The organism is Rhizobium sp. N731, assembly GCF_001664145.1.
GTDB classification, from domain to species: domain Bacteria; phylum Pseudomonadota; class Alphaproteobacteria; order Rhizobiales; family Rhizobiaceae; genus Rhizobium; species Rhizobium esperanzae.
On sequence record NZ_CP013601.1, the window covers coordinates 2,867,174 to 2,886,968 of the forward strand.

The 19,795-nt window shown below is 62.6% G+C and carries 16 protein-coding genes and 1 other RNA gene; 7 read left to right on the forward strand and 10 right to left on the reverse strand.

What is annotated here, in order from left to right; translation table 11 throughout:
- Positions 1-52: 52 nt before the first annotated feature.
- Entirely contained in the window at positions 53-2,077 is a 2,025-nt protein-coding gene (locus AMK02_RS14185) for an ATP-binding protein (protein ID WP_064803714.1), read from the forward strand.
- Here the strand turns inward: AMK02_RS14185 and AMK02_RS14190 are convergent.
- A complete protein-coding gene (locus AMK02_RS14190) occupies positions 2,062-2,988 on the reverse strand; it encodes a dihydrodipicolinate synthase family protein (RefSeq protein ID WP_064803715.1) in 927 nt (308 codons plus the stop codon). The two genes, AMK02_RS14185 and AMK02_RS14190, sit on opposite strands and share 16 nt — an antisense overlap.
- 20 nt (positions 2,989-3,008) lie before the next feature.
- Positions 3,009-3,623 (reverse strand): LysE family translocator, encoded by a 615-nt coding sequence (locus tag AMK02_RS14195; protein ID WP_064806241.1) that lies wholly within the window; start codon positions 3,621-3,623, stop codon positions 3,009-3,011.
- Between the two features lie 95 nt (positions 3,624-3,718).
- Between AMK02_RS14195 and pdxR the strand changes: the two genes are divergently transcribed.
- A complete protein-coding gene (gene pdxR / locus AMK02_RS14200; protein ID WP_189637019.1) occupies positions 3,719-5,197 on the forward strand; it encodes a MocR-like pyridoxine biosynthesis transcription factor PdxR in 1,479 nt (492 codons plus the stop codon).
- A gap of 37 nt (positions 5,198-5,234) precedes the next feature.
- Here pdxR and miaA read toward each other — a convergent pair whose 3' ends face one another.
- Positions 5,235-6,131, reverse strand: a complete 897-nt coding sequence (gene miaA, locus AMK02_RS14205; RefSeq protein ID WP_189636971.1) for a tRNA (adenosine(37)-N6)-dimethylallyltransferase MiaA — start codon at positions 6,129-6,131, stop codon at positions 5,235-5,237.
- Between miaA and serB the strand changes: the two genes are divergently transcribed.
- Positions 6,130-7,020, forward strand: a complete 891-nt coding sequence (serB, locus tag AMK02_RS14210; protein WP_064803721.1) for a phosphoserine phosphatase SerB — start codon at positions 6,130-6,132, stop codon at positions 7,018-7,020. The two genes, miaA and serB, sit on opposite strands and share 2 nt — an antisense overlap.
- Before the next feature lie 148 nt (positions 7,021-7,168).
- Here serB and AMK02_RS14215 read toward each other — a convergent pair whose 3' ends face one another.
- The 5 genes from AMK02_RS14215 to AMK02_RS14235 form a co-directional block, all read right to left on the reverse strand.
- On the reverse strand, positions 7,169-8,881 hold the full coding sequence (locus AMK02_RS14215) for a DegQ family serine endoprotease (RefSeq protein WP_064803722.1): 1,713 nt from the start codon (positions 8,879-8,881) through the stop codon (positions 7,169-7,171).
- Positions 8,882-9,083: 202 nt separating this feature from the next.
- On the reverse strand, positions 9,084-10,040 hold the full coding sequence (hflC, locus tag AMK02_RS14220) for a protease modulator HflC (RefSeq protein ID WP_064803724.1): 957 nt from the start codon (positions 10,038-10,040) through the stop codon (positions 9,084-9,086).
- A gap of 5 nt (positions 10,041-10,045) precedes the next feature.
- Entirely contained in the window at positions 10,046-11,140 is a 1,095-nt protein-coding gene (hflK, locus tag AMK02_RS14225; protein ID WP_064803727.1) for an FtsH protease activity modulator HflK, read from the reverse strand.
- 149 nt (positions 11,141-11,289) lie between these two features.
- Positions 11,290-11,808 carry a dihydrofolate reductase gene (locus AMK02_RS14230; RefSeq protein WP_064803729.1) on the reverse strand — a complete coding sequence of 173 codons (519 nt, stop codon included), beginning with the start codon at positions 11,806-11,808 and terminating at the stop codon, positions 11,290-11,292.
- A 12-nt stretch (positions 11,809-11,820) separates the two neighbouring features.
- On the reverse strand, positions 11,821-12,615 hold the full coding sequence (locus tag AMK02_RS14235; RefSeq protein WP_064803731.1) for a thymidylate synthase: 795 nt from the start codon (positions 12,613-12,615) through the stop codon (positions 11,821-11,823).
- 111 nt (positions 12,616-12,726) lie between these two features.
- On the opposite strand from AMK02_RS14235, the gene ssrA reads away from it, so the two are divergent.
- The 4 genes from ssrA (at position 12,727) to AMK02_RS14255 (ending at position 14,304) form a co-directional block, all read left to right on the forward strand.
- Positions 12,727-13,089: a transfer-messenger RNA gene (ssrA, locus tag AMK02_RS14240) on the forward strand.
- 126 nt (positions 13,090-13,215) lie between these two features.
- Entirely contained in the window at positions 13,216-13,731 is a 516-nt protein-coding gene (locus AMK02_RS14245) for an SspB family protein (RefSeq protein WP_064803733.1), read from the forward strand.
- A 50-nt stretch (positions 13,732-13,781) separates the two neighbouring features.
- Positions 13,782-13,976, forward strand: coding sequence for a DUF4169 family protein (locus AMK02_RS14250; protein ID WP_011426047.1), 195 nt, complete (start codon positions 13,782-13,784; stop codon positions 13,974-13,976).
- Positions 13,977-14,079: 103 nt separating this feature from the next.
- A complete protein-coding gene (locus AMK02_RS14255) occupies positions 14,080-14,304 on the forward strand; it encodes a ribbon-helix-helix domain-containing protein (protein WP_064806243.1) in 225 nt (74 codons plus the stop codon).
- Positions 14,305-14,362: 58 nt separating this feature from the next.
- On the opposite strand, the gene AMK02_RS14260 is transcribed toward AMK02_RS14255, so the two are convergent.
- A complete protein-coding gene (locus tag AMK02_RS14260) occupies positions 14,363-18,073 on the reverse strand; it encodes an AsmA family protein (RefSeq protein ID WP_064803735.1) in 3,711 nt (1,236 codons plus the stop codon).
- 113 nt (positions 18,074-18,186) lie between these two features.
- Positions 18,187-19,599, reverse strand: coding sequence for an FAD-binding oxidoreductase (locus AMK02_RS14265; RefSeq protein WP_064803737.1), 1,413 nt, complete (start codon positions 19,597-19,599; stop codon positions 18,187-18,189).
- Positions 19,600-19,795 lie beyond the last annotated feature (196 nt).

Here is a 19,795-nt window from a genome sequence, read left to right on the forward strand (position 1 = left end):
GATTTGTTAAAGGATCGACTTTATCCTTTAACGCTACCGCATGGAGTAGCCTTTGCTCAACAACGACTTGCGCATGTCTGGCAAGGCAGGCGAGCACGATCGACGCGACGGCCATACGCCGGGGAATCGCTTTCTCGGCCGCGTCGTTGCATGCAGCGGCTCCAGGGCGACCATTGCCGCCGTCGCCGAACAGGGCGGCACCGATCTCACCGAACTCTGGTCCGTCGGTCGGCTGATTTCGATCAGCGTCGGCCGTAACCGTGTCGTCGCCCTCGTCTATTCCATGAATACCGGCAGCCATGCCTGGGGCGAAGGCGAGGACAACTATTTCAAGATCGAGACGGAGCTTCTCGGCGAAGTCCGCGTCGATGAGGACGGGCGCGAGGAATTCTCGACCGGTATCTCGCGTTATCCCTATCTCGGCGCCATCGCCCATCGCATCCGCGCCGCCGACCTGATGCGCATCTATGATGCCGGAACGGGGACGACCGCCGTCATCGGCAAGCTGACGCAGGACGAAAGCATCGATGCGGCGATCCATATCCCCTCGATGCTCTCCAAGCATTTCGCCGTCGTCGGCTCGACCGGCGTCGGCAAATCGACGGCCGTGTCGCTGCTCCTGCACAAGGCGATCGCGGCGGATCCGAAGCTGCGCGTGCTGATCCTCGATCCGCACAATGAATTCGCCGCCGCCTTTCCCAAACACGCCGTCACCATCGATACTGATACGCTCGACCTGCCCTTCTGGCTGATGCGGCTCGAAGAATTCGCCGAAGTCGTCTTCCGCGGCCGCCCACCGGTGCCCGAAGAGCTCGACATGCTGCGCGACATCATGCCCGAGGCCAAGCGCGCCTTCCGCGGCAGCGACAACTCGCTGGTGCGCCGCACGACGGAAAAGAGTTCGATCACCGCCGATACACCGGTCCCTTACCGCATGGCCGACCTGCTGGCGCTGATCGACGAGCGCATCGGCCGCCTGGAAGGCCGTGCGGAAAAGCCCTCCCTGCGCTCGCTGAAGATGCGCCTCATCGCCGCGATCAACGATCCGCGCTATCACTTCATGTTCTCCAACAACACGATCAGCGACACGATCACCGACACCCTCGCGCAGATCTTCCGCATCCCCGGGGATAACAGACCAATCTGCACCTTCCAGCTTGCCGGCATTCCCTCCGAAGTCGTCAATTCGGTCGCCTCGGTGCTCTGCCGCATGGCTTTCGAAGTGGCGCTGTGGAGCGACGGCGCCATCCACATGCTCGTCGTCTGCGAGGAAGCGCACCGCTACATCCCCTCCGACCCGACGCTGGGCTTCGTGCCGACGCGCCAGGCGATCGCCCGCATCGCCAAGGAAGGCCGCAAATACGGCGTCTCGCTCGGCATCATTACCCAGCGGCCGGGCGAACTCGACCAGACGATCCTCTCGCAGTGCTCGACGCTGTTTGCCATGCGCCTTGCCAATGACCGCGACCAGGAAATCATCCGTTCGGCCATCCCGAATTCGTCGATCTCGACGACGAGCTTCATCTCGTCGATCGGCAATGGCGAAGCGATCGCCTTCGGCGAGGCGATCAGCGTGCCGATGCGCATGCGCTTCTCCCGTGTCGAGGAAAATCTGCTGCCGAAGGCTGCCAGCGCCAACAGCAAGCACAGCGAGGAAGATCCGGATACGGTCGATCTGCGCAAGATCGTCACCCGCATGCGGGCGGTGACGGTCGCGCCCGACATTTCGAACTTCCAGCAGAGCGTTGCGGCATCCATGCCGGGTTCCGATGAGGCGGAGGAAGCCGACGAGGCTTTCGACACAAAACCCGTCCCCCCGCCCGCGCCGGCTTCGGCGCCGCTCGAATCCTACCGGCGCGAATTACTACCGCAGGCGCCGCGGCTGGACCCCGCCGAGCCGGCCCCGATCGATCCGCGGCTGGACGCGCTGCGCCGCGAATTGCGCCGCGAAGAGCCGGTCTTTCCCCGACCGGCGCCGCCGGCCGATCAGCCACCGATCACCCGCCGGGAACCAGGCCCGTCGCTGCGCGAAAGCATTCTGAAAAAGCCGCTGAGCAGCCTTTACAACAAGGATTGAGCCTTCTGACCGCCCTCCAGGGCGATCAGCGGCTCGACGACATCGAGCACACGCTGACGATCCCCTGATTTCAGCGGCAAAAGCGGTCGCGGAAGCTCCGCCCGGGCGAGCGAGAGATGCTCGAGCAACACGTAGACGACGCGAATGCTTCCGAAGGCCTTGAATGTTTGCCATAGCGGTTCGAACAGCTTGTCGAGCCGGCGGGCCTCATCGACATTACCTGCCATGGCGGCCTTGGTCAGACCGAGAGCCGTGCGCGGCAGCAAACCGCCGATGACGCTGTACCAGGCGTCTGCGCCGGAAAGCAGCGCGTCGGCCGCGCCCCAATCGCCGCTGTAGCCGATCGCGAGATCGGTCTTTTCCCGCAATAGCGCAAGCTCCCCTCTCAAATCGCCATCAACAGGCAGCGGCATCTTCACCGCCCTGATCGTCTCGATATCAGAAAGACGCTGCAGAAGCTCGCGGCTGAAGGTGAAGTGCGTCGTGCCGGGATTGTTGTAGATGCAGAGCGGAAGCCTGGTCGCCCTCGCCACTGTGCGGAAATGCTGGTAGGCCTCTTCCTGGGTCAGCGGCGTATAAGACACAGGCGCAAGCAGAAGCGCATCCGCACCGGCCGCCTCGGCATCCCTGGCAAGACCCACGGCGTGGTCCGTTCTGAGAGCCCCGGCCCCGACGATGAGGGGAATACGGCCGGCGACGCATTCCGCCGCGGCCTTGACGGCGCGCAACCGCTCCTCGCGCGTGAGGTAAGCATAGATCCCGGTGCTGCCGAAAAGTCCGATAGAGGCGACGCCCGCCTCGCACAAGCGTTCCAGAAGGCGGCCGAGGGTTTCGGTGTCGACACGGCCATCGATATTCGCAGGCGTTGCCGGAAAGGCCGAAAGGCCATGAAATGGAGAAGCCCAAGACATGATGTGATCCTGAAAAAGTGTCAGTTTGAGAACAGCAGGCGCGATCCGGCGCCCGCGAAGAACACCGCGAGGCTTGCCTCGATCCAGCGGCGCGCCCTGGCATAGCCGCGCACCATCGGCGCTGTCGAAAACAGCAGGGCATAACCGGCGAATATCGATAAGCCGAACAGCACACAGCCGCCGAACGCCGTCACCGCCATCTCGGGCGAAGCGCCCGGTTTGAGGCCGAGCGACATGATCGCGACCCAGGCCAGAACCGCTTTGGGGTTTCCGAGATGCATCAGGATCCCACGGCGGTAGAGCACGCCCAAGTCCGTCGACGGCCGCGCCAGTTTGCGTGCCGGCGCATCCGCAGCAGCCGCCGAGCGAGCCGCCCTCCAGGCGAGCCAGAGGAGGTAAAGCCCGCCCGCGATCTTGAGGAATAACAGGGCATGAGCATAGCCAACGAGCAATGTCGAAATGCCAGTGACGGCAATCAGTCCCCAGCATGTCGACATCGTTATCACGCCGGCGGCAAGCGCCAGGGCCGGTCGGCGTCCCTGGCTCATCGCGACATTCATGATCGCCATGTTGCTTGGTCCCGGGCTTCCGGCTGCGACGATATAGGCGATATAGACGACGAGAAGATCCTGCATGTCCGCTTTCCAGAAGTCGCTGAGGCCTTCCTTCTCTTCTAAAATTGGTTCATCATGAAGCGCCATTTTCAAGAATCTTCATGGACCATTTTGCAATGTCGAAGCGGCGGGCGACCATCGAAATTCCGTCTCTCCATGGGATCGACAGAACGGCCCATGTCGGCCGCCGGCTTGCACAGGCCCTGCGGAACGCCATTGCCTGCGGCGAGTTGCGGCCGGGCGAGCGCCTTCCTTCGACGCGTAGCCTTGCCGCCTCTTTGAAGATCGCCCGCGGCACCGTCGTCGAAGCCTTCGACCAGTTAACCGCCGAAGGTTATCTCGAGGCGAGAGTGGGCGCGGGAACCCGTGTTGCTGCCGCCCTGACGGACATGGCGCCGGCACTGCCGCCGCCACCGCCCGCGCCGACGGCCGCAGAGGCGATCGACCTGCCTGCCCCGGCTGCACGGCTGATCTCGATCGCCCGTGCGCTGACCCCTCACCCGCCCGTTCCCTTCGCTATTGCCGTGCCCGCTTCCGGCATCGCGCCCGACGACAATTGGCGCCGTCTCGGCAATCGAATGCGCGCCTCAAGGCAGGCCGCACCGTCGGGCTACCATGATCCGATGGGTGTGCTCGAACTGCGCATCGCCATCGCCGGCCACGTCCGCCGCGCAAGGGCCGTTCATTGCGAGCCCGAGCAGGTCATCGTTACGTCAGGCACGCAGCAGGGTCTCTATATGGCTGGCCGGGTTCTTCTGTCGCATGACGACCCGGTATGGGCCGAGGATCCCGCTTATCCCGGCCTGACGGCGGTGCTCGACGATCTCGGCGTACGGACGCATCGAATTCCGGTCGATGCACAAGGAATGAATGTGGAACGCGGCCTTGAACTGTGTCCAGAAGCGCGCGCCGCATTCGTCACTCCTTCGCACCAGTATCCGATCGGCATGCCGCTCAGCATGGCGCGGCGCAACGCTCTGATCGCCTGGGCCGACCAGAACCGAGCCTGGATCGTGGAGGACGACTACGACAGCGAACTGCGTTATGCCGGACATCCTTTCCCCTCCATGCAGGGGCTGCGTCCGTCGCGCGTCATCTATCTCGGCACATTCAGCAAGGTGCTCTTTCCGTCGTTGCGGCTCGGTTACGTCATCGCGCCGGCGCCGCTCGCAGAAGCCTTCGCCGGCGCACGCGCCATTCTTGACCGGCATTCGCCGATATCAGAACAGCACGTTCTGGCCGCCTATATGAGGGAAGGCTATTTCGAGGCGCATATCAGGCGCATTCGCGGCCTTTATGCCGAACGCCGCGCTGTTCTGCTGGCGGCGCTCGAGCGGGTTCTGCCGGAAGGGTGCCATGTTCAGCCGAGCGATCAGGGCATGCACATCCTTCTATGGCTGCCCGAGGAAGCCGACGACGTGCGGCTGGCGGCCCGCGCCCTTGCGGCCGGCCTCGCAGTGCGGGCGATCTCCCCCATGTATGGCGCGCAGCCGGGACGCCCCGGCCTGATGCTGGGTTTCGGCGGCTTTCCGCAGGAGCAACTGCAGGCGGCGGTGGGCGAACTCGCCAAACTGCTGCAGGTGCGCGGCGCGTAACCGCACCTGAAGCGGAGGCCCGGGCTGGGCTTACGCATTATAGGGCCAGCCGCTCCCAGCTGTCATCCATCTGATTGCGGAACCAGGTCATTTGCCGCTTGGCATATTGCCGCGTCGCCGCAGCCCCCTTCTCCAGCACCTCATCGCGTGTCATCTCGCCCTTCAGCATCGCCGCGATCTGCGACACACCGATGGCCTTCATGACAGGCGCGTCGGCCGGCAGGCCGAGCGCAAGCAACGCCTTTACCTCGTCTTCCGCACCCTGTTGCAGCATCTTTTCGAAACGGCCGTTGATGCGGGCATGCAGCACCGCCCGGTCCGGCAGAACGACAATTTTGCGGGCCCCGTCGGCATCGATCACCACAGGCCCTGACCGACCCTGGAAATCAGCGATCGAGCGTCCCGTCGCTTTGATCACCTCCAGCGCCCGGACGATGCGCTGGCCGTCCTGGCGGTTGAGGCTTGCCGCCATCGCGGGATCGACGTCAGAAAGCTCGGCGTAAAGCGCGTCCGGCCCCTCCTCCACGAGTCGCGTCCGCAATTCTTCCCGCAGGGCCTCGGGAATATCCGGCATGTCGGAGAGACCGCCGATCAGCGCCTTGAAATAGAGCCCCGTGCCGCCGACGAAAACCGGTAGCTGCCCGGCGGCTCTGAGCGCCGGCAAAAGCGCCGAGACATCGCGCAGCCAGGCGCCTGTGGAATAACCGGCCCCCGCCGGCACCTGGCCGTAGAGATGATGCGGCACGCCTTGCATCTCCTCTTCCGACGGACGCGCGGTCAGCACTCGCAGCGTATCGTAGACCTGCATGCTGTCGGCATTGACGACCGCGCCGTCGTGGCGTTTAGCCAATTCGACGGCAAGCGCGGACTTGCCGCTGGCGGTCGGCCCGGTTATCAGGATCGCGTTCTCTACGCTCAGAAGGTTTTCCATCATGGCCCTCGTTGCCACGCTTGTTGCCAATCCGTCAAATCCTGTGCTTACTCCTGGCATCGCCGAACAAGCGGCTGAGGCAGTAACCGCTTCCGGCCTCTACTGGCTGGCCGACGGCGTTGCCTGCGACATTGCACTGCGTGACGGCACGGATGCGCAGGCGGCCGAGGCCAATCTTCTCGCCGTCATATCGAGCGCCCCCATCGACCTCGTCATCCAGGAGCAGGACAGCCGCCGCAAGAAGCTGCTGATCGCCGACATGGATTCGACGATGATCGGCCAGGAATGCATCGACGAACTCGCCGCCGAAGTCGGCCTGAAGGAGAGGGTCGCCGACATCACCGCCCGCGCCATGAATGGCGAGATCGCCTTTGAGCCCGCCCTGCGTGAGCGCGTCGCCCTCCTGAAAGGATTGCCGATCTCGGTTGTCGACGAGGTCATCGCCAAGCGCATCACACTGACGCCGGGGGGGCCGGAGCTGATCGCCACGATGAAGGCGAAAGGTCATTATACCGCTCTCGTCTCCGGCGGCTTCACCGTCTTTACCAGCCGCATCGCCGCCACCCTCGGCTTCGACGAAAACCGCGCCAATACGCTGCTGGACGAGGATGGCATTCTCTCCGGCTTCGTCGCCGAACCTATCCTCGGCAAGCAGGCAAAGGTGGATGCGCTGAACGAGATTTCAGCAAACCTCGGCATTTCGCCACAGGAGGCAATCGCGGTCGGCGACGGCGCCAATGATCTCGGCATGCTGCAGCTCGCCGGCTCCGGTGTCGCCCTCCACGCCAAGCCCACCGTCGCCGCTCAGGCGCAGATGCGCATCAATCACGCCGACCTGACGGCGCTGCTTTATATCCAGGGTTACCGGAAGACCGATTTTGTGACGGCTTGAACGTCCGATTTCAACAGAAGACGGATGTATAACAAAGGCGGCGCGGCAACCCCTCTCCGCCCTCACCCTGTGCTTGTCACAGGAATGAGGGCGGAGAGGTTGAGCGAGAACAGGAAGGCGGCACCTAGTCGCCACCGCCGCAGTTCTCCTATTCCATCGGCACCGCCACGAACCGCAGATCGCCGTTTGCCGATGCGATCATCAGCTGGGCGTTGCGACGGCCTTCCTGTTTCAGCGATTTCACCTTGGCCGCGACCGCATCCGGGGATTTCATGAACTCCTGCGCCACCTCGACGATAACGTCCCCCGGCTTCAGCCCCTTTTCGGCCGAGGCGGAGCCGGGCTCCACCTCCGTGACGACGACGCCGTCGACGCTTTCGGCGATGCCGAAAGCCTTGCGTGTTTCGGGACTGAGGAGCGACAGCGACAATCCGAGCACGTTCTTCGGCGTAGCCGCATCCGGCGATACCTGGCCCTGTTGGTGCTGGTCCGGCGCCGGTGCGCCCGGTGCGGGCGCTGTCTGATCGCCGGTATCCGGCTGATCCATATCGTTGTTCTCGTCGGGATCAGGGGTGATCACGCCGTCCTGCGAGCCATCGGGCGCTGCATCGCCGGATGCCGCCTGATCGCTGTCTTCGAGCCGGCCGAGCTTCACCTTGACGGTCTGCTCCTTGCCGTCGCGCAGCACCACGACGTCGACTTCTTTTCCGACCGTGCTTTCCGCAACGACGCGCGGCAGGTCGCGCATTTCATTGACCGCCTTGCCGTCGAATTTCAAAATGACGTCGCCCGCTTTGATCGAGCCGTCGTCAACGGGGCCGCCCTTGATGACGCCGGCGACCAGGGCGCCCTTGGCGGTGTCGAGCCCGAGGCTGTCGGCGATGTCGTCGGTTACCGGTTGGATGCGCACGCCGAGCCAGCCGCGCCGCGTCTCGCCATACTGGCGCAACTGCTCGACGACGCCGGAAGCAAGTTCGGACGGTACCGAGAAGCCGATGCCGATCGAGCCGCCGCTCGGCGAGATGATCGCCGTGTTGATGCCGATTACTTCACCCTTCATGTTGAAGAGCGGCCCCCCGGAATTGCCCTTGTTGATCGCCGCATCCGTCTGGATGAAGTTGTCGTAGGGGCCGGCATTGATGTTGCGGCCGCGCCCGGAAATGATCCCGACCGTCACCGAACCGCCGAATCCGAACGGATTGCCGATCGCCATGACCCAGTCGCCGATGCGCATCTCGCTGGAATCGCCGAATTTCACCGATTTCAGCGGCGTCTTCGGCTCGACCTTCAACACGGAAAGATCGGTCTTCGTATCCGTGCCGATCAGCTTCGCCTTGAGCTTCGAGCCGTTGGCGAAATTGACCTCGATGTCGTCGGCGCCCTCGATCACGTGGTTGTTGGTGACGATATAGCCGGCCGGATCGATGACGAAACCGGACCCGAGCGAGCTGACATTATGGTTGGGGCCTTTGTTGCCCTGCTGTTTGTTGAAGAAGTCGTTGAAGAACTCCTGGAATGGTGACCCGTCAGGGGCGCGCGGCGCCGGACCGACCCCTTCGTCATCCTTCACGTTCTGCGAGGTCGAGATGTTGACCACGGCATCGAGCAAGCCTTCGGCGAGATCGGCAACGGAAGCCGGACCGTTGGTCGGGACGACGGTCTGAACCGGTGGCGTCTGCTGCGGCGCGGCAGATGCAGGTGGCGTGGGGGCAGCCGGAACAGGCGCGGCAACCCCGGGCGCTGCTGTTTCAGGCGTGGTTTGCGCGAAAGCAACCCCGCTCATGCCGGCTTGCGCCAGGATGGTGGCGCTGGCCAGAAGCGCGAGCGTTCGTCTGAAGGGCAAGCGAATCGTGGGGGCCATCAAGCTTCCTCATAAGGGGGTAAATGCGCATATTCAGCACCAGCATAAGGCGGAATGATGGAGGGTGAAATCACCTTTTCGCGAAATCCCCGTGCAATCTGACGGACCGTCACAAAAGCCCGGCTTGGCTCTCGAAATCGAAAAGGGCCGGCGCTGGGCCGACCCTTTCTCGATCTTGCAGGGAAACAGATCCCAGTGTTTTTCAGTTCGCCGGCTGTGCTGGCGCCGGAGCGGTTGTTCCGGGCGTTGCGGGAGCCGACGCAGCCGGGCTGGCCGGCGCGGCGCCGGCAGCCTTGTTGAAATAGCGGAAGAATTCCGAATCCGGCGACAGGACCAGCGTTGTGTCCTGCGATGAAAGCGCCGCCGAATAGGCTGCCATCGAACGGTAAAACTCGAAGAAACCCGGGTTCCTTGAGAAGGCCTCGGCGAAGATGCGGTTGCGGTCGGCATCTCCTTGGCCGCGCAGGATTTCGGAATCGCGCTGTGCGTCCGCAGTCAGCTCGACGACCTGGCGGTCGGCGACGGCGCGGCGGCGCTGGCCTTCTTCGGTGCCCTGCGCCCGCAGCAGTTCGGCCTCCGCCAGTCGCTCGGCCCGCATGCGGTTATAGGTGCGCTCGGAAACATCCTGAGTGAGGTCCGTCCGGCTGATGCGCACGTCGTCGAGCGTGATTCCGAGCGTCTCCGCATCGGCTTGCAGCTCGTTGCGCACCTCGAGCATCATCGCCACGCGTTCCCGGGAGAGCGCGGCTTCGATGCTGCGCACGCCGTAGACCCTGCGCAAGGCGGAATCGAGGCGCGTGCGAAGCCGCGCTTCCGCCGCCTCCCTGTCGCCCGATACCGTTTCACGGAAACGGCGCGCGTCGTTGATGCGGTAGATGAGGAAGGCATTTACCTCATAAAAGGCGCCGCCGGAAACCTGGACACGGATATTGTCAAGATCGAAGCGCAGCTCCTGCTTCGGCACGTACTGCACCCTGTCGGCATCGGCAAAGGCGAAAGGCAGCTTGAAATAGATGCCTGGGTCGGTCTTGACCGACTGGATTTCACCGAAGCGAACGACGATAGCCTGTTCGCGGGCGGTCACGACGAAGACCGAGGAATAGATTCCGACCAGCACGACCGCCAGGAGGATCAGAATTACGGGAAGTCTGTTCGACATGGGTCTCAGCCTCCCTGTTGCTGCTGCTGTTGTTGCTGCGTCGGCCTGCCGACCTCGTTGAGAGGCAGATAGGGCACGGCGCCGGCCTTTTGGTCGATAATCACTTTCTTGGAACCCTTCAGCACCTGTTCCATGGTTTCCAGGAACAGCCGCTCCCGCGTCACGTCAGGAGCCTTGGAATATTCGTCGTAGATCGAAACGAAGCGTTGCGCTTCACCTTCAGCCTCCTTGACGATCCGGTCCTTGTAGGCCGCTGCGGCTTCGCGGATGCGGGCCGCGTCACCGCGGGCCTGGCCAAGCTTCTGGTTGGCGTATTGGTTCGCCTCCTCCACGAGGCGCTGCTTGTCCTGATCGGCACGCTGCACTTCCTCGAAGGCATCGGCCACGTCACGCGGCGGCGCGACGTCCTCGATCGTCACGCGGTTGATCGCAATGCCGGCGCCGTAGCGATCCATCGTATCCTGGATGATGTTGCGCACTTCGGTCTCGATCGGTCCGCGATTGTCACGAAAGGCATCCTGAGCAGGGCGCCGGCCGACGATTTCGCGCATGGCGCTTTCGGAAACCTGCTGTAGCGTTTCAGCCGGATTTTCGAGACGGAAAAGATAGGATTTCGGGTCGTTGATCGTGTAGAGCACGGAGAACTGCACGTTCACGATGTTCTGGTCCCCGGAAAGCATCAGTCCAGCCGTCGAATTGCTGTTATTGCGTCCGCCGACATTCTGCTGCTGCTCCGTCACCTTCACGATCTCGACCGCGTCCATCGGCCAGATGCGGAAATGCAGGCCGGGCATGGAAATTTCTTCTCTCGGCTTGCCGAAGCGCAACTCGACGCCGCGTTCGTCCGGCTGGACGGTGTAGACGCACTGAATCAGCCAGAAAACGGCAACGATCGCCACGACGATCGTTGCCACGCCACCATTGAAACCGCCGGGAACGATATTGCGCAGCTGATCCTGGCCGCGCCGGATGATGTCTTCCAGATCGGGCGGTCCGCCCTTGCCGCCACGCGGGCGGTTCGGCCCCTGGCCCCATGGTCCCTGATTGTTACCGCCGCCGCCCCAAGGGCCGCCGCCGCCATTCTGATTGCTCCAGGGCATCAAAACCTCGTTATTCGTTAAGTCTTCCCCGCATCCGGGACCGTGGGGGCTGACCGGTGGATGCGTTGGTGACCGTTATAGGTATCACCGCACCCGCTTTCAACGCAGCGTGAGAAACTTGGTCAATTTAATTGGAAAATAGTTCATTTTCAGGCGCGACGGCGTTCGTAGACGACGTAGCGCGTGGCATAGCTGTCCTTCTCGCCGGCCGGCACGGCGAGCGTCTCTCCCGCCTGCCAGATGGCGGGATCGATCGCCGGAAACGCCGCATCCCCTTCGAGGTCGGCTTCGACATGCGTGATGCACATCCGGTCGGCAAGGCCGATCGCCTGGGCATAGACTTGTCCGCCGCCGATAATGCAGATCTCGCCGGCGCCGGTTTCGCCTGCCAGCCTTTCGGCGAGCGTCAAGGCCTCGGGGAGCGAATGGGCCATGTCGACATCGGCATGATCGATCGTCGTCTGTCTCGAGATGACGACGTTCGGCCGCCCCGGCAGCGGCTTGCCGATCGACTCATAGGTCTTGCGGCCCATCACCACAGGCTTGCCCAGCGTCAGCGCCTTGAAACGCTTGAGATCGCTCGAAAGCAGCCAAGGCATGTCGCCATCGCGGCCGATGATGCCGTTGCGGGAAACGGCGACGATGATGGTCTTCAGGATGTCGGCCATGATTCCCCCGGATCAGACAGCGATCGGCGCCTTGATATTGGCATCCGCCTCATAGCCGATCAGCTCGAAATCCTCGAACTTGAACCCGAAGATATCTTTCACATCGGGATTGATGCGCAAGAAAGGCAGCGGCTTCGGCTGGCGCGTCAGTTGCAGCTTCGCCTGGTCGAAATGGTTGTGGTAGAGGTGGGCGTCGCCGAGCGTGTGGACGAAATCGCCCCCTTTGAGCCCCGTCACCTGAGCCACCATCATCGTCAAAAGCGCATACGAAGCGATATTGAAGGGGACGCCCAGGAAAATATCGGCGGAGCGCTGGTAGAGCTGGCAGGAGAGCTTGCCGTCGGCCACGTAGAATTGGAACAGGCAATGGCAGGGTGGCAGCGCCATCTGATCCACCTCGGCCGGGTTCCAGGCCGAGACGATATGGCGGCGCGAATTCGGATTGTTGACGATGCCTTTGACAAGATTGGCGATCTGGTCGATATGGCCGCCGTCAGGCGCCGGCCAGGAGCGCCACTGAGAGCCGTAGACGGGGCCGAGATCGCCGTTTTCATCGGCCCATTCGTCCCAGATGGAAACGCCGTTCTCCTTGAGGTAGCCAATGTTCGTCTCGCCCCTCAGGAACCAGAGCAGTTCATGGATGATCGAGCGCAGATGCAGCCTCTTCGTCGTCAGGACGGGAAAGCCCTCCTCGAGATCGAAACGCATCTGGTAGCCGAAGACCGAGCGCGTGCCGGTGCCGGTACGGTCGCCCCGGTCGGAGCCCTTTTCCATCACATGGGCGAGGAGATCGAGATATTGCTGCATGTCGCGCTGATTCCGTTTTCTCCAATTTAAGCCTTCGCCTCGAGGAAACCAATCGCAGGCGGATATTTTCCCGTTCTTTCTATAGGCCGACATAAAGCTTTTATGACGTTTGCCCTTTCCTTGGACGGAAGAAATCACTATATCAGCCCTGCCGGCTTTCGGGCCGGCTATGGCAATAAATGAGCGGTGTAATAAACCTATTGGACCCGGGGGCGGTACCCGGCGCCTCCACCAAAAACCGGCGGAATCGAAGGCCGGCTTTTGATGGGGGCGAAACAGGATCGACAAGGGTGTAAAGATCGACTTTTTGCTCGGCATTGTACCGCCGTTATCGGGCTAAAATTGTAGTTGCAAACGACAACTATGCGGAAGCTCGTCTCGCTGCTTAATCGCGGTGTGACACTTCAATCAAAGTCCTAGTGGTTCGCACCTCTAGGCGGGGTCCGAAGGCACCTGGCAACAGAAGCCTTCACCTTCTCCCTCAGACTGAAATCATGTATGCTGATCTATGCGTGACTCGGCTCCGGACTTTCCCAAGGCGCCTGAACGTGCCATATACCTTGTGAAAAGACTTCAGAACCGACGAAAGACAGGAAAAGCATGGGGCAGGATCATATCCGCTACGACATTCTGGCGCAGGATGCACTTCGCGGCGTCATCCGCAAGGTTTTGGCGGAGGTAGCAACGACGGGCCGTCTGCCCGGCGACCACCACTTCTTCATCACCTTTCTGACCGGTGCCGCCGGCGTGCGCATCTCCCAGCACCTGAAGTCCAAATATCCCGAGCAGATGACAATCGTCATCCAGCATCAGTTCTGGGATCTCAAGATCACCGAGACGCATTTCGAAATCGGCCTTTCCTTCTCCGACGTTCCGGAGAAGCTGGTCATACCCTTCAATGCGATCCGCGGCTTCTATGATCCCTCCGTCAATTTCGAGCTCGAATTCGACGTGCCGCTCGCCGACGGTGAGGAACTGCCGTCCGGTGAGATCACCGCCTATCCCGTCGACGCGGCAGGAAAGCCCGATGAAGCCGCCGGCGCAAAACCGGCCGACGGCGAAGAGAAGAAACCGGGCTCCGTCGTCTCGCTCGACTCCTTCCGCAAGAAGCAGTGAGTTCAAAGGGAGGCTCAGCCTTCCTTTTTCATAAGGATCAAGCCTCGCGCATGAGCGCCGAAATCATCAATCTGCGTCAGTTCCGCAAAAAGCAGGCCCGCTCCGAAAAGGAGAAGCAGGCCGAGCAGAACCGCATTTCCTTCGGCCGCACCAAGGCCGAAAAGCAGCTCACCCGCAGCCTGAACGAGAAGGCCGACAAGGCTCACCGCGACGGTCGGATCGAGACGGATGACGACGGCGCATGAAGCTTCACGCAAAGCTTGAAGAGCCGGAAACGAATCTGCGATCAGCCACTTGCGCGATTTTCTTGAATCGATCCGCCAAGTCGAGTCCGATGTGAACCGGCTGATGATCCGCAAGCACTCGGCAACACTGCATGGCCATCGCACCAGCTTTTCGCTGGAAGACGAATTCTGGGCCGAGCTGAAGACGATTTCGGCAAGCCGTTCGATGTCGCTTGCCGCCCTGATTTCCGAGATCGACGACCACCGTTCGCCGGACAGCAACCTGTCCTCGGCGCTGCGACTCCATGTGCTTTCGTGGGCGAAGGCCGGCTGTGGCGGCCGCCCGTGACGCCGGGAATTCAAATAAAAACCTGAAACATCTCAGGCGACGCAAACCCCGCGCGTCTTCATTGCGCCTGAATGCCCGGCAGATGGTCGAAATCGAGCTGACCGGGCTGCATCTGCCCGGAGCGCCGAGCCGCCTCCGCCTCGGCGGCCGCCCTCGCCTGCGCATCGGCCTTGGCTTTTGCCTCCGCTGCACGTGCGGCCTCCGCCTCGGCAGCGGCCTTCTGCGCAGCCGCCTCCTTCGCCAGTGCGCGCAGCCGCTCTTCCTCCGCCTGCCGTTGCCGTTCGATTTCGGCCGCTCTGACGCGCTCGGCGTCATTGAAACGATAGAGCGCCACCTCGCGGCGCAGCCGCTGCTTTTCGAGCACGATCGCCTGCAGCCGCTCGACGCGCCGCCGCTCGCGCTCAAAAGCACGCAGCGACAAGTAGCTGGTGATATCGGTCACGTCCATCGTCTTGCCGGGTGACGGCAGCATGCCGGAAAAGTTCAGCCTCAGCGCCGGCTCGACACCCGGAAGCGCCTCCGCGCCTGGATTGAGGCCGATGCCGACCGTCGCGCTGATCCGCTCCTCCGGCAAGGCGATCTGTGCGTCAGCGGTTACCCGGGCCAGATCGTTGGCCACGGTCACATTCTGCACCCTGAGCGTTCCGTCGGTGACGTTGAAGGGAATTCCGAGCGGCGGCAGCTTTGCCTCGCCGTTGTTGAGCAACGTCTCGACGATCGGATGCACCTTGCCGGCATTGATCTGTTCCTGCATCGGATCGGTGGCGGCAAGCAGCGGCGGAAGGATGGCAAGGTTCAGTCCGCGTATGCTCGTATCGCCGAGTCTCAGCTCCCCCGATCCATTGAGCGAGCTGGCGATCTCGCCAACCGTCTTGCCCGAGGCCTCCATCGACAGCGACAATCCGAACTTGCCGTTGGCAATCGGCGCGCCGTCACGCAGCCAGATGACCCCGGCAAGATCGGAATCGGCGAGCGTCAGCTTCGTCTGCAGGAAACCGGTGCCGTCGGCATTGGTGAAGAGCAGGTTGCCGGAGAGCTTGCCGCCATCCCAGTTGCCGGCCATGTCGTTGAGCTGCAACTCGTCGCCCTTATAGGCGACGTTGCTGGTGAAATCGGATACTGCCGTTTCCGGCAGACCAGGCCAGAATTCCTTGGCCGACAGCTTCACCTTGACGTCGAGATCCTTGAAGGTGGGCAGGCCCAGCGGCGCCTTCGACAGCGTGCCGCTGGCCGGATCGACGATCTGGCCGAACACCGCCTCGCCGAGCCAGCCGGCATCTGCCTTGGCAAGCGTCAGCTCGCCGCTCGCCGTCGTCTTCGCAGCCTTGCGGTCGAAGGTCAGCGCACCGGAAAACGCGTTGTCGGCCGCATGTCCCTTGAGATCGGACAGGACGATCTTGTCGCTATCGACGGCGGCGTTGACCTGCAGGCCGAACGGCAACCCCGTTCCGGTCTGCGGCAGGGCGATGCCGTTCATGATGAGATAGGGGTCGATATCGGCGCTGTCGAGCGAAAGCGCGATCTGACCGTTCATGAAACTCTCCGGCCGCACGTCAACCTTGCCCTTCGCGGTAAACGAGGTCCGATCGGTCGCAAAGGTCAACGCCGCATCGGCAGGATCGTTGCCCGACGCCTTCACCTTGAGCGTCAGGCGGCCGTTCGCGCCGACATCGACCGGCAGCGGGTCGAGCCCGGCCTGACCGAACAAGATCGACGGCACGGCGTTTTCGAGCGTCGCCTCGAGGCTCGTCGTACCGTTGCCGGTCAGCGCCAGGAGATCGGACATGCGGTAATCGAGGTTGACCCGGCTGCCGTTCGAGACGCCAGCCAGCGTCACCGTCAGCGCATCGCCCTCGTCGCCACCGAGCGTCAGCGCGCCGCGCAACGCCGTATTGCCGTACCAGCCGGCGTTGCGCACCAGCCGGTCGAGCACAGGGTGGTGTGGAAGATGCTCGCGCAGCATGGTGAAGAAGCCGCCGGGATCGGCCGATTTGAAGGTGATCTCGCCCGCACCCTTATAGTCGAGCAGCGAGCCTTCGGCCCGGCCGGTCGCCGTCAGCTCGGCGCCCGCGACATTCTTGACTGACAGCCGGTCGACGGCAAGCGCCCCGTCGGCGATCGTGAAGGTGGTCTCGACATTCTCGGCGTCGACCCCGAAGGCAGTGAACCTGTCGGCCTTGAGCTGTGCGGCGATCTTATGGTCGAGAACATTGTCGCCGCTCTCCTGCCCGGTCGCGAGCCCGGCCAGCGCCTGCAGTGCGTCAAGATCGAGCGTGTCGCCATTCAGCGCCACCGACAGGGTCGGCGTCTGGCCGGAGATCGCCTGCCGCTCCAGCCGGCCTTTCAGCGTCGCCGATCCGACGGCGATTTCGAGATTTTCGAAACGCTGCAATTCATGAGTCAGGCTGACATTGGCGGAAAAGCCCGCCTGCCGCAATTGGCGGATGGCCGGGTCGACCGAGCCGGCCAGCCAGGAGGCTAGCCCCGTTGGCTGGTTCGAGGCCATCACGATCTGGCCGTTGAACGAGGGTTCTCCCTGAAGCAGGAGCTTGCCCTTGCCTTCCACTTGCGTGCGTCCCGGCAGCGTGCCGACGGCGCTGTCGATCATCCAGCCGGTACCGGCCGGTTCCAGCTCCAGTTGCACATCGCGTAGCGTCGTGTCGCCGGCGACGATGGCCGGCAGCTTGACGCTTGCCTTGCCCGGCACCTGCGGAATCGGCACCTGCGCGACGATATCGATCAGAGAATTCAACCGCTGGCGCGCCGAAACCGCGGCATCCCGTGTCGTCTTGCCGGCCGCGCCCTGATTGCCGATGCGGTTCACGTCTATCTGCTGCCCGTCGGCGGTCAACAGGAATTCCGGCGCGTTGCCGGTATCGAGCGTCGCCTCCCCGGTTATCACATAGGGATCGTCCGTCGGGCCGATCTCCATCCGGTATTCGGGAATGCGGATACGTTCATTGGTAAGCTCGAAGCGGCCCTTGAGCCGCGGCGGCTGCTCGTTCTTGTTGGCCGACCTGGCACTGTTGCGGTTTTCGATCGCCGCCGAAAGCTGGCCCTGATAGTTCGGCTTGCGGTCGACCAGCTTCAGTTCGCCGTCGAGATCGATACTGACCGGATGTTTGTCCGGCGACAGCTTCGTGCGCATGCGCAGCACACCCTTCTCGTCCGGCTGGCTGCTCGAAATCGAGAAATTGCCGTGCTCGCCGTCGAGCGCCGCATCGCCTTCGACACGCCAGGGGCCGGCGAGCGATTTGGCCGACATCTCCGCATTCAGGCCAGTGATGCGACGCGCCCGGCCCGACTGGTCATCGAGGAAGTCGACTTCGCCACCGCTGACATGCACATTTTCGAGAACGACTGTTTTGGCCGGTATTTCGGCGCGGCTGCCGCGCATCCAGTCGAGTGTGCCGTCTTTGAGCAATCTGAGGCGCACCTTCGGATTGACGACGCGCATATCGAAGATCAGCGCCTCGCCGGAAAGGAAAGGCGCAAGCTCGGCATCCATCGAAAATTGTTCGACCTTGACGATCGGCGTGCCGTCGGCCTCTTGACCGACACGCACGTCATGCAGCGTGACCGACGGAAACGGCAGCAGACGGGCATCCACCGTGCCGTGGACGGTGACTTTCTTGCCGATGATGCGGCTTGCCTGATCCTCGAAGTTCTTGCGGAAATCCGTCCAGTCGATGAACAGCGGCGCAAGCAGCGCCACAAACAGCACTACGACGATCACTCCCCCCAGAAAGACGAGGAACCGGCCTACCAATGCAAGGATTCTCCATTCGGGATTGTGTTGCCGACACTGTTCAGGGTTCTATTGTCGACACTAGCGCTATTCATGCGATGGGCAAGGCCCAAGTTCATGAGAATATTCCGTTTTCAGCCTTGATGGAAAATCTTGCCGGGATTGAAGATACCGTTCGGATCGAGCGCCTGCTTCACCTGTCGCATCAGATCCACCGAGCCTCCGAGCTCCTGCTCCAGAAAGGCCATCTTGCCTTGCCCGATCCCGTGCTCGCCGGTGCATGTTCCGTCCATATCGAGTGCCCGGCGGTTGAGCCGCTCAACGAAGCTCTCGGCCCTGGCGATGTCCCCGGCGCTTTTGTCGTCGAACAACAGCAGCACATGGAAATTGCCGTCGCCGGCGTGGCCGACGATAGGGCCGAGCAGCCCATGTTCCTCGATATCCGCCTGCGTTTCGGAAACGCAATCGGCAAGCCTCGATATCGGAACACAAACATCGGTCGAAAGTGCGGCAAGCCCCGGCGCCAGCGCCCTCGCGGACCAGTAGGCGTCATGACGCGCCTTCCAGAGCTTCGTCCGCTCCTCGGCATTGGCGGTCCAAAGAAACTCGCCCCCGCCGCATTCAGCAGCGATCTCGGCGAAGGCGGCCGATTGCAGCGGCACGGTCTCGTCTGTGCCGTGGAATTCGAGGAAAAGCGTCGGGCTTTCGGCATAAGACAACCCGGAATAGGCGTTGCACGCCCGCATCTGCACAGCATCGAGCAGCTCGATACGCGCCACCGGAATACCCATCTGGATCGTCATGATAACGGCATCGCAGGCCGCCTTGATGCCCGGAAAGGCGCAGACGCCGCCGGCTATCTTCTGCGGGATCGCCTGCAGGCGCAGCGTCACCGAGGTCAATATGCCGAGTGTGCCCTCGGCGCCGACAAAGAGCCGCGTCAGGTCATAGCCGGCCGAAGACTTGCGGGCGCGCCGCGCCGTGCGGATCTCCTCACCGTTGGCGGTGACTGCCGTGACGGCAAGCACATTGTCCTTCATCGTGCCGTAGCGCACCGCATTGGTGCCGGAGGCCCGCGTCGACGCCATGCCGCCGATCGAGGCATTCGCGCCGGGATCGATCGGAAAGAACAGGCCGGTATCGCGCAGATGGATGTTCAGCGCCTCGCGGGTGATACCGGGTTCGACCGTGCAGTCGAGATCCTCCGGATTGACCTCAAGCACCCGGTCCATGCGGCTGAAATCGATCGAAATACCGCCGTTGACGGCATTGACCTGACCTTCCAGCGAGGAGCCGGTGCCGAAACCGATCACCGGCACCCTGTGCGCTGCACAGGCCCTGACCGCCATCTTCACATCATCGGCGTTTTCGGCAAAGAGAACGCCGTCGGGCAGTTGCGACGGAATATAGGTGGTCGTATGGGCGTGCTGTTCACGGAAGGACTGGCCGGTCTGGAAACGCTCGCCGAAGCTCTGTTTGAGAATACCGAGCACGGCGGATATCCCCGCCTCGTTGCGTGTTCCAGCCTTTGCGTCCTTCAGCGCCATCCCTTTGATCTCCCTGCCATTCCGCGTAGACGAGACCGCGTCCCGCAGACTACTGCGCCGCACGTCCGTTCAGACGTACATGGACGCTGTAGAACTTTAAAATTGCTGCATAATTTCGTCTTAAATCGATTCCGATTTAAGGAGATATGCAGCAGGCTGGGTATGGGGCAAGTCAAAGCGGCTGTCCAGTTAAGAT

Excerpts from the sequence above, each read along its gene's own strand:
- pdxR (WP_189637019.1), top strand. The coding sequence starts at position 3,719 with ATGTCGAAGCGGCGGGCGACCATCGAAATTCCGTCTCTCCATGGGATC.
- AMK02_RS14190 (WP_064803715.1), bottom strand. The coding sequence starts at position 2,988 with ATGTCTTGGGCTTCTCCATTTCATGGCCTTTCGGCCTTTCCGGCAACG.
- hflC (WP_064803724.1), bottom strand. The coding sequence starts at position 10,040 with ATGTCGAACAGACTTCCCGTAATTCTGATCCTCCTGGCGGTCGTGCTG.
- AMK02_RS14255 (WP_064806243.1), top strand. The coding sequence starts at position 14,080 with ATGATCCGCAAGCACTCGGCAACACTGCATGGCCATCGCACCAGCTTT.
- serB (WP_064803721.1), top strand. The coding sequence starts at position 6,130 with ATGGCCCTCGTTGCCACGCTTGTTGCCAATCCGTCAAATCCTGTGCTT.
- AMK02_RS14230 (WP_064803729.1), bottom strand. The coding sequence starts at position 11,808 with ATGGCCGACATCCTGAAGACCATCATCGTCGCCGTTTCCCGCAACGGC.
- AMK02_RS14215 (WP_064803722.1), bottom strand. The coding sequence starts at position 8,881 with ATGGCCCCCACGATTCGCTTGCCCTTCAGACGAACGCTCGCGCTTCTG.
- miaA (WP_189636971.1), bottom strand. The coding sequence starts at position 6,131 with ATGATGGAAAACCTTCTGAGCGTAGAGAACGCGATCCTGATAACCGGG.
- AMK02_RS14245 (WP_064803733.1), top strand. The coding sequence starts at position 13,216 with ATGGGGCAGGATCATATCCGCTACGACATTCTGGCGCAGGATGCACTT.
- AMK02_RS14250 (WP_011426047.1), top strand. The coding sequence starts at position 13,782 with ATGAGCGCCGAAATCATCAATCTGCGTCAGTTCCGCAAAAAGCAGGCC.
- AMK02_RS14235 (WP_064803731.1), bottom strand. The coding sequence starts at position 12,615 with ATGCAGCAATATCTCGATCTCCTCGCCCATGTGATGGAAAAGGGCTCC.
- AMK02_RS14265 (WP_064803737.1), bottom strand. The coding sequence starts at position 19,599 with ATGGCGCTGAAGGACGCAAAGGCTGGAACACGCAACGAGGCGGGGATA.
- AMK02_RS14195 (WP_064806241.1), bottom strand. The coding sequence starts at position 3,623 with ATGCAGGATCTTCTCGTCGTCTATATCGCCTATATCGTCGCAGCCGGA.
- hflK (WP_064803727.1), bottom strand. The coding sequence starts at position 11,140 with ATGCCCTGGAGCAATCAGAATGGCGGCGGCGGCCCTTGGGGCGGCGGC.